This is a genomic window from Burkholderia sp. Ac-20345 (assembly GCF_017104825.1).
GTDB lineage: Bacteria > Pseudomonadota > Gammaproteobacteria > Burkholderiales > Burkholderiaceae > Burkholderia > Burkholderia lata_B.
The window spans coordinates 1-9,627 of record NZ_JAAGPO010000293.1; the positions used below are offsets into that span (position 1 = coordinate 1).

Consider the following 9,627-nt stretch of genomic DNA (forward strand, 5'->3'; position numbering starts at 1 on the left):
TACCGGTCAGTGCGCCTGCCGGGTTGCTGCCGCCCGTCAGGCCGCTCACGAGGTTCGTGATCGGGGCGATCGGGCTGTTGCCCGCCGCGCCCGACAACGTGCCGACGACCTGGTTCACGACGCCTTGCACCGGCGCCAGCGGGTTCGAGCCGCCGAGGTTGCCAAGTGCGCCCACGACGGAGCCGACCGCGTTACCCAGTGCGTTCGTGGCCGTGCCGACCGCATTGTTGTTGCTGAGCGTGCCGACGACCTGGTTCACGACGCCCTGCACCGGCGCCAGCGGGTTCGAGCCGCCGAGGTTGCCGAGTGCGCCCGTCACCGAGCCGAGTGCGCCGGTCGGCAGCGCGTTCTGCAGGCCGCTGACGAGGTTCGTGATCGGCGCGATCGGGCTGCCGCCACCGGCGCCGGACAGCGTGCCGACGACCTGGTTCACGACGCCTTGCACCGGCGCCAGCGGATTCGCGCCGCCGAGCGCACCCGTCACCGAGTTCAGCGCGTTCGTCAGCCCACCGGCCGGATCGTTGCCGAGCGTGCCTGCGAGTTGCGTGACGACACCTTGCACCGGCGCCAGCGGGCTCCCCGCGCCACCGACGTTGCCGAGCGTGCCCGTGATCGTGTTGACCGCGTTGCTCAGCGCGCCGGCCGGGTTGCCGCTGCCGAGCGTACCCGTGACCTGGTCGACGACGCTCTGGATCGGCGCCAGCGGGTTCGAGCCGCCGCCGATGCCGCCCAGTGCGCCCGTGACCGTGCCGAGTGCGCCGGTCAGTGCGCCTGCCGGGTTGCCGCTGCCGAGCGCGCCCGTGACCTGGTTCACCACGCCTTGGACCGGTGCCAGCGGGTTCGAACCGCCGCCAATGCCGCCCAATGCGCCCGTCACCGTGCCGAGTGCGCCAGTCAGTGCGCCTGCCGGGTTGCCGCTGCCTAGTGCGCCCGTGACCTGATTCACCACGCCTTGCACCGGTGCCAGCGGGCTCGAACTGCCGCCGATACCACCCAGTGCGCCCGTCACTTGATTCACCACGCCCTGGACCGGAGCCAGCGGATCCGCGCCGCCGCCGAGAGCGCCCAATGCGCCCAGCGCCCCCGTCACGTTGCCGATCGCACCGGTCACCGTGCCTGCCGGATTGCCGGCACCCAGTTCACTCGCCACCGTACCGAGTGCACCCGTCAACGCGCTAGCCGGGTTACCGTTATTGAGCGCCGTCGTTACCTGATTGACGACGCCTTGAACTGCGCCCAGCGGGTACGACCCGCCGCCGACATTACCCAGCGCACCGGTCACCGTGCCGAGTGCACCCGTCAACGCACCCGCCGGGTTGCCGCTACCGAGCGCACCCGTTACTTGATTGACGACACCTTGAACCGGCGCCAGCGGATTCGAGCCGCCGCCGATGCCGCCCAGTGCACCCGTGACCGTGCCGAGCGCACCCGTCAACGCACCAGCCGGGTTTCCGCCACCGAGCGCACCCGTTACTTGATTGACGACACCTTGAACCGGCGCCAGCGGATTCGACCCGCCGCCGATACCGCCCAGTGCGCCCGTTACCGTACCGAGCGCACCCGTCAACGCACCAGCCGGGTTGCCACCACCGAGCGCGCCCGTCACTTGATTGACGACGCCTTGCACCGGCGCCAGCGGGTTGGAACCGCCGCCGACATTACCCAGCGCACCGGTCACCGTGCCGAGCGCACCCGTCAACGCACCCGCCGGGTTGCCGCCACCGAGCGCGCCCGTCACTTGATTGACGACGCCTTGAACCGGCGCCAGCGGGTTGGAACCGCCGCCGACATTACCCAGCGCACCGGTCACCGTGCCGAGCGCACCCGTCAACGCACCCGCCGGGTTGCCGCCACCGAGCGCGCCCGTCACTTGATTGACGACGCCTTGAACCGGCGCCAGCGGGTTCGAACCGCCACCAACATTACCCAGTGCCCCCGTCACCGTACCAAGTGCGCCCGTCAACGCACCAGCCGGGTTGCCGCCACCGAGCGCGCCCGTTACCTGATTGACGACACCTTGAACCGGCGCCAGCGGATTCGACCCGCCACCAACATTACCCAGTGCGCCCGTGACCGTGCCAACCGCATTGCTCAACGCACCCGTCGCCGTATTCAGCGCACCGGTCAACGCACCTGCCGGGTTGCCGCCGCTCAGCGCCCCCGTCACCTGATTCACCACACCCTGAACCGGCGCGAGCGGCTGCACCGTGCCGCCGCCACCGCCGAGTGCGCCCGTCACCGCCCCCACGGCGCCCGACAGCACCTGGCCGGGATCGCCAAGCGACGTCTGGATCGCGCCCGCTCCGCCTGCCGCCACGGTGACCGAGCCCAGCGGAGACGTACCCGTCGCGACCAACCCGACCGACACGCTGTTCGTCGGCGGGTTGACGATCACTTGCGGGATCGGAAGCGTATCAAGGGCCCCCGCCATCGCGGAACCCGAAGCCAGTACCCCGAACACCGTCGCGACCGACAGCGCTACACCCGTCAATTTCAGATTGTGTCCCATCTTTATTTTCCCCATCTCGGTTGGCACAACGTTGATAAAGCATGGGGACGGATTGCACGAAGTGTGCCAATTCGAAAAAATGGATTGATTCGTCTGTTTATTGACGGGCAATAACGCTTTTTAAATCGGTTTCAGACGAAATACACGGCTCCGGCGCCGCAATCATCTGACAAAAAAGGCCGGCGGAACGCGGATGTAACGTAACGTTTGCGAGCCCCGTGGTAACGTGTTCCGGTACATTCCACGTAACATCGGAACACCCCGCCGCGACGGTGCGCTACACCATCACGACCGGCTGCCGATTACGCATTTCATCAATATGAAAATGCATTGATAAATCGCTGATTTGCTGATTTTCTTTATTTCGCGATTATCTTTCTTGCCGATTACGCAGATCATTTCCGATTGCGTGATTTCCGATAATTCGGATAGCAGACTGAAACATTGTGAAGGCGGCCGCGCCCCCGGCGCGCGCGACGCAGCGCGCGCCGCCGGATCAGCCGAAGCGCGCAGGCCGGTACGGATGGGGATCGATATAGGTCGGCGCGCCCGTCATCATTTCGGCGAGCAGGCGCCCGGTCGCCGGGCCGAGCGTGAGCCCGTGGTGACAATGGCCGAACGCGAACCACAGGTGGCGATGGCGCGGCGCGGGCCCGATCACCGGGCGCATGTCGGGCGTGCATGGCCGCATCCCGAGCCACGGTTCGGGATCGAGCCGCTCGCCGATGCCGAACGCGTCGCGTGCCAGCGGCTCGGCACGCGCGAGCTGCACGCCGGTCGGCGGTGCGCCGCGCAGCGCGATCTCGACGCCAGTCGTGAGCCGCAGGCGGCCACCTTCCATCGGCGCGACGACAAAACCTTCCTCGGTATCGCACACGGGCACGTTCAACGGCGCGCGCGTGGGCCGGTAGTGCATGTGGTAGCCGCGCTTCGCGCGCAGCGGAATCCGGTAGCCGAGCGGCTCAAAGACGTGATCGGACCACGGCCCGAGCGCAACCACGGCCGAGCGCGCCGAGATCGGCCCGTGCTCGGTACCGACCTGCCAGCCGTCATCCACCTGCACGAGCGTCCTGGCATCGCCGAGCACGAACGTGCCGCCGTCGCGCTCGAACAGCCGCGCATAGGCCTTGGTCAGCCCGCCCGGGCTCGACACGGTCTTCGGGTCCTGCCAGTGGAATGCGCCGCAGAACGCGTCGCTGACACCGGGCTCGCGCGCACGCAACGCACGTGCGTCGAGCACGGTCATCCGCAGCCCGTGCGCGTCGGCCACACGCTGCTGCGCGCGCGCTTCCGCGTCGAACAGCGCGGGCGAACGGAACGCCTCGATCCACCCGCCGTCGTGCACGAGCGGCTGCGCATCGGTGCGCGCGAGCAGCGCGTCATGCTCGACCACGCTCGCCGCGACGAGCGGCAGCAGGTCGCGCGCGGCAGCCGCCAGCCGCTGCGGCGATGATTCGCGCCAGAAGCGCGCGAGCCAGCCCGCATAAGCGGGCAGCGCGCGATAGTCCCAATAGAGATCGACCGAGCGGTTGCGCGCATAGCGCAGCAGCGTGCCGAGCCGGCGTGGAAACGCATACGGCACGACCGACGAGCGCTCGATCAGCCCCGCATTGCCGTGGCTCGTTTCCTCGCCGGGCGCGCGCCGGTCGACGAGCGCGACGCGCAGCCCGCGATCCTGCAGATGCAGCGCCGACGACACGCCGACGATGCCGGCCCCCAGAACGATGACGTCGAAATCCATGGTTCCCCGTACTGCGTCGAGATTCGATGCGGCACGCGCCGGCGCGGCGGCCGGCGCGCGGCGGTGGTTACTTCGCGACGATGTCGCGCTTGAAGTACTTCTGCGACAGCGCGCTGAGCGTGCCGTCCTTCTTCAGCGCGTCGAGCGCGCCGACGATCTTCGCCTGCAGCGCCTTGTCGTTCTTGCGGATCCCGAAGCCCGTACCCTCGCCGAGCGTCGCCGGATCCTTCAGCGGCTCGCCGACGATCTGGTAGTCGCGGCCGGCCGGCTTGTCGAGGAAACCGTCCTGCGCGGTCTGCGCTTCCTGCACGGCCGCGTCGAGACGCCCCGCGACGAGATCGGCGTAGATCTGGTCCTGATCCTGGTACGACACGACGGCCACGCCCGCATTGGCCCAGTGCGCCTTCAGGAAATCCTCCTGCGACGAGCCCTGCAGCACGCCGACGTGCTTGCCGCGCAGGCTCGCGACGTCGGGCCGCAGCGGCGAGCCGTGCTTGGCGATCATCACGATCGGCACCACGTAGATCGCCGGCGTGAAGTCGATGCTCTGCCGGCGCTTCGACGTGATGTTCATCGCGGAGTTGATCGCGTCGAACTTGCGCGCCTGCAGCGCCGGGATCAGGCCGTCGAACGAATTCTCGACCCACACGCACTTCATGTTCAGCTTCGCGCACACCGCGTTGCCGATGTCGACGTCGAAACCCTGCAGCTGGCCGGCCGGCGTCTTGCTTTCGAACGGCGGATAGGCGGCTTCGATCCCGAAGCGCAACGTGGTCTGTTCCGCATGGGCCGTGACGGCCGCGCAGGCAAGCGCCGCGGCGGCGCAGAGGGAGAGCTTCCAGTTCATGACGGTCCTTCCGTTCTGGATTGAGGCGATGAGGATCGGTACACGACGGCCCCCGCCGGGCGCCGGATCGGTATTCGAAGCAGGCGGCCGCCACGCGGCGACGCGTCGTGTCCTGCACGCGAAATATAGACTCAAAGTCTACTATAGACTATAGGGGATACGAGAATCGTGCCCCGATAGACGACGTCGAAGATTCGCCGATCGCCCCGAATGCCCTTGATTTCACGGTGTTTTTTCAAAACCACGCAGCGACACGAAGTCTCGAAAAGAAAAATTCTCCCGATTTCGTTTGTCTATATTAGACTTTTCGTCCATCACGAACACTGCCGGACACCGTCGATCGAGACTGTCCCGTCCGGCCCCGACCGGAGATGTCCCCATGACGCAAACCGCCCCGACCCTGCCGCTGACCGTCGACGAAGCCGCGGTGCGCGCGGCCCTGCCGTCGCTCGACGTGCTCGGCACGCTGCGCCGCATGTTCGCGTCGCTCGCCGCGACGCGCGCGGTGCAGCCGCCGCAAACGCTGACGCTGTTTCCCGACCAGGCCGGCGACTTCATCACGTATCTCGGCGCGCTCGCCGACGCGCAGGTGTTCGGCGCGAAGCTGTCGCCGTATGTCGTGACGGGCGGCAAGCCCATCGTCACCGCCTGGACCGCGCTGATGTCGATGCGCACCGGCCAGCCGCTGATGTGGTGCGACGCGGGCTTGCTGACCGTCGAGCGCACGGCCGGCACGACCGCGCTCGCGGTCGACTGCCTCGCGCCACGCGACGCGCGCCATCTCGCAATCGTCGGCGCGGGCGCGGTCGGCCTCGCGCACCTGCGCCACACGGCAGGATTGCGCGACTGGGAAACGATCCGCGTGTACTCGCCCGCACTCGCCGGCGACGCCGCGCAACAGGCGACGCTCGCGCAGCTCGATCCGCGCGCCCGCGCCGCGGCGAGCGTCGAAGCCTGCGTGCGCGACGCGGACGTCGTGATGCTGTGCACGTCGTCGGGCACGCCCGTGCTCGGCGACGGGATGCTCACGCGCCCCGCGCTCGCCACGTCGATCAGCACGAACGTCGCGCGCGCGCACGAGATCCCGCCCGCGTGGCTGCCGGACATGGACGTGTACTGCGACTACCGGCAAACGACGCCCGCGAGCGCCGGCGAGATGCAGATCGCGGCGGCCGACCACGGCTGGGACGCCTCGCGGATCGCCGGCGACCTGCCCGCGCTCGTCGCCGGCACCTGCCCGGCACCGTCGTACGCCCGTCACGCATTCTTCCGATCGATCGGCCTCGGGCTCGAGGACATCGCGATCGCGCACGCGCTGTACACGCACCTGACGCACGCATGAGCGGCACGCGCACTCGGGGCCGATACAATGGCGCAACCGCCGCGGCGGCCGCGCGCGGGCGCACGGGCATGCCGGCCAACGGTGCGCCGGCACGCCGGCCCGATGCGCTGCCCGGCCCCCGCCCACCCGAGATGGCGAACCCGATGCGCAAGAAGAAATCCCCCGTCAAAGACCTGCTGCTCACCCGCTATGCGCCGATCGCCGACGGTATCGCCGCGCTGTTCTTCCCGTACGCGGAAGTCGTGATCCACGACCTGCACGACCAGACCGTGCTGTATCTCGCGAACAACCTGTCGAAGCGCGAGGTCGGCGACGATTCCGCGCTCGACGAAATCGATCATTCCGCGCGCGAGCGCGTGATCGGCCCGTACGAGAAGCTGAACTGGGACGGCCGGCGGATGCGCTGCGTGAGCAACGTGCTGTTCGACGACGAAGGCCGCCCGGCCGGGATGATGTGCATCAACTTCAACATCGCGGTGTTCGACGAGGTGCGCGCGACGCTCGACCTGTTCATCAAGGGCGCGGGCGTCGTCGCGCAGCCGGACGAGCTGTTCCGCGACGACTGGCAGGAGCGCATCAACACGTTCCTGCACGGCTGGCTGCGCGAGCGGCAGGTCGGGCTGAACGGGCTCACGCGCGAGCACCGGCGCGAGCTCGTCGAAGCGCTTTACGCGGAAGGCGCGTTTCGCGGCAAGAGCGCGGCGAACTACGTCGCGAACGTGCTCGGGATGGGCCGCGCGACGGTTTACAAGCACCTCAAGCATCTGAAGGAAACGCAGGGCGACGCGTAACCGAACCACCCCGCGGGCCGCTGCGCCGGAACGGTCGGCGGCGGCCGGCATCGGCAATCGCTATCGGGACGCCGCTTCCGTGTCTATGCTTCGTGATACGCCGGGCGCCCGTTTCGCATGGCCGCATGGCCGCCCGGCCAGGACGAAGCGCCGAAGCACAAAGTGATATAGTCCCGGTTACACTTTTTTGCTGCCCGGAACCGCCCATGACGACCGCTCCCGCCCCGACTGCCCGCCCGACCCTGACCGTCGAAATCTGGTCCGACCTGATCTGCCCGTGGTGCTGGATCGGCAAGCGCCGCTTCGACGAGGCGCTCGCCGCGTTCGCACATGCCGACCGCGTGGACGTCGCGCTGCGCGCGTACCGGCTGATGCCCGGCCAGCCCGTCGAGCCGGTCGAGGCGATGCTCGCCGGCAAGTACCGGATGTCGCCCCCGCAGGTCGACCAGATGCTGCGCCAGGTCACCGACGCGGCCGCGAGCGTCGGGCTGCGCTACGACCTGCCCGGCACGCTCGTCGGCGACACGCTCGACGGCCACCGGCTCGTGAAGCTCGCGGAAGCGACGGGCCGCGCGCACACGCTGACCGAACGGCTGTACCGCGCGTATTTCTGCGAGCACGGCTCGCTGTTCGATCACGCCGAGCTGACCGAATTCGCGGTCGAAGCCGGGCTCGAGCGCTCGGCCGTCGAAGCCGTGCTGCGCAGCGGCCTGTACCGCGACGAAGTCGAAGCCGACGCCGCCCGCGCCGCGCAGATCGGCGGCCGTGGCGTGCCGCTGTTCGTGTTCGGCGGCCGCTATGCGGTGTCTGGCGCGCAGCCGGCCGACGCGTTCGCGCAGGCGCTCGACCAGGCGTGGCGCGACGGCATCGTCGAACTCGACGGCGGCGACGCTGCCGCCTGCGGCCCCGACGGCTGCGAACTGCCGGCGCGCTCGTAACACCCGTCGCATCCATCGCGCGCGTCCGGCCCGGACGCGCGACTACGCTTCGCTGCTGCCACAAACCGGCAGGAAGCCCGCGCGGGCGGGGTCTACAATGCATCCTTTCAAATAACTATCAGAAGGCTGCAAGCCCATGACCCACGGGATCCACGGCGAGAAGCGCTGGTACGCGCTGATCGTTCTCTGCCTCGGCGTGCTGATGATCGTGCTCGACAGCACGATCGTGAACGTTGCGCTGCCGTCGATCAGCACCGACCTCCATTTCACCGAGACGGCCCTCGTGTGGGTCGTCAACGCGTACCTGCTGACGTTCGGCGGCTGCCTGCTGCTCGGCGGCCGGCTCGGCGACCTGTACGGCCAGCGGCGCATGTTCCTCGCCGGCCTCGTCGTCTTCACGCTCGCGTCGCTCGCGTGCGGCCTCGCGCAATCGCAGACGATGCTGATCGCCGCGCGCGCGGTGCAGGGGCTCGGCGGCGCGGTCGTATCGGCCGTGTCGCTGTCGCTGATCATGAATCTCTTCACCGAGCCCGGCGAGCGCGCCCGCGCGATGGGCGTGTACGGCTTCGTCTGCGCGGGCGGCGGCAGCATCGGCGTGCTGCTCGGCGGGTTGCTGACGAGCTCGCTGTCGTGGCACTGGATCTTCCTCGTCAACCTGCCGATCGGCATCGCGGTCTATGCGATGTGCGTCGCGCTGCTGCCGCGCCTGCGCGCGCCGGCCGGCAACGCTCGGCTCGACGTCGCGGGCGCGATCACCGTGACTGCGTCGCTGATGCTGGCCGTCTACGGGATCGTCGGCGGCAACGAAGCCGGCTGGCTGTCGACGCAGACCGTCGCGCTGATCGGCGCGGCCGTCGCACTGCTCGCGCTGTTCATCGCGATCGAGGCGCGCGCCACGCATCCGCTGATGCCGCTCACGCTGTTCGCCGCGCGCAACGTCGCGCTCGCGAACGTGATCGGCGTGCTGTGGGCGGCCGCGATGTTCGCGTGGTTCTTCCTGTCCGCGCTGTACATGCAGCGCGTGCTCGGCTACGGGCCGCTTCAGGTCGGTCTCGCGTTCCTGCCGGCGAACCTGATCATGGCCGCGTTCTCGCTCGGGCTGTCCGCGCGCATCGTGATGCGCTTCGGCATCCGCGGCCCGATCGCGGCCGGCCTGCTGATCGCGGCATGCGGCCTCGCGCTGTTCTCGCGCGCGCCGGTCGACGGCGGCTTCGTCTGGCACGTGCTGCCCGGCATGACGCTGCTCGGCATCGGCGCGGGCGTCGCGTTCAACCCGATGCTGCTCGCCGCGATGAACGACGTCGATCCGGCCGATTCCGGGCTCGCGTCGGGGATCGTCACGAGCGCCGTATGCCGCCCGCTCGAAGAAAACTTCGAATCGCTCGAGAAATCGATCAGCGCGAACGCGAACAGCACGAATACGGCGAGGAACGCGAAGCGGAAGAAGATCTTCCAGCGT

General features: G+C 68.7%; 7 protein-coding genes. 4 read left to right on the forward strand and 3 right to left on the reverse strand.

Annotated features, from left to right (window positions below; translation table 11 throughout):
- The 3 genes from G3O06_RS44445 to G3O06_RS44455 all read right to left on the reverse strand — a co-directional run.
- The coding region (locus G3O06_RS44445; protein WP_205819870.1) for a hypothetical protein at positions 1-2,509 on the reverse strand (2,509 nt) is incomplete at its 3' end.
- 496 nt (positions 2,510-3,005) lie between these two features.
- Positions 3,006-4,250, reverse strand: coding sequence for an FAD-binding oxidoreductase (locus tag G3O06_RS44450; RefSeq protein WP_205819871.1), 1,245 nt, complete (start codon positions 4,248-4,250; stop codon positions 3,006-3,008).
- A 67-nt stretch (positions 4,251-4,317) separates the two neighbouring features.
- Positions 4,318-5,097 (reverse strand): ABC transporter substrate-binding protein, encoded by a 780-nt coding sequence (locus tag G3O06_RS44455; protein WP_174968434.1) that lies wholly within the window; start codon positions 5,095-5,097, stop codon positions 4,318-4,320.
- Between the two features lie 379 nt (positions 5,098-5,476).
- On the opposite strand from G3O06_RS44455, the gene G3O06_RS44460 reads away from it, so the two are divergent.
- From G3O06_RS44460 to G3O06_RS44475, 4 genes are all read left to right on the forward strand, one after another.
- Positions 5,477-6,439 carry an ornithine cyclodeaminase family protein gene (locus G3O06_RS44460; RefSeq protein WP_205819872.1) on the forward strand — a complete coding sequence of 321 codons (963 nt, stop codon included), beginning with the start codon at positions 5,477-5,479 and terminating at the stop codon, positions 6,437-6,439.
- On the forward strand, positions 6,436-7,230 hold the full coding sequence (locus G3O06_RS44465) for a PAS domain-containing protein (protein WP_174913128.1): 795 nt from the start codon (positions 6,436-6,438) through the stop codon (positions 7,228-7,230). Before G3O06_RS44460 ends, G3O06_RS44465 begins: the two co-directional genes overlap by 4 nt.
- Positions 7,231-7,436: 206 nt before the next feature.
- Positions 7,437-8,168, forward strand: a complete 732-nt coding sequence (locus tag G3O06_RS44470) for a DsbA family oxidoreductase (protein ID WP_174968432.1) — start codon at positions 7,437-7,439, stop codon at positions 8,166-8,168.
- Positions 8,169-8,304: 136 nt separating this feature from the next.
- On the forward strand, positions 8,305-9,627 hold a 1,323-nt coding region (locus tag G3O06_RS44475; protein WP_241020556.1), incomplete at its 3' end, for a DHA2 family efflux MFS transporter permease subunit.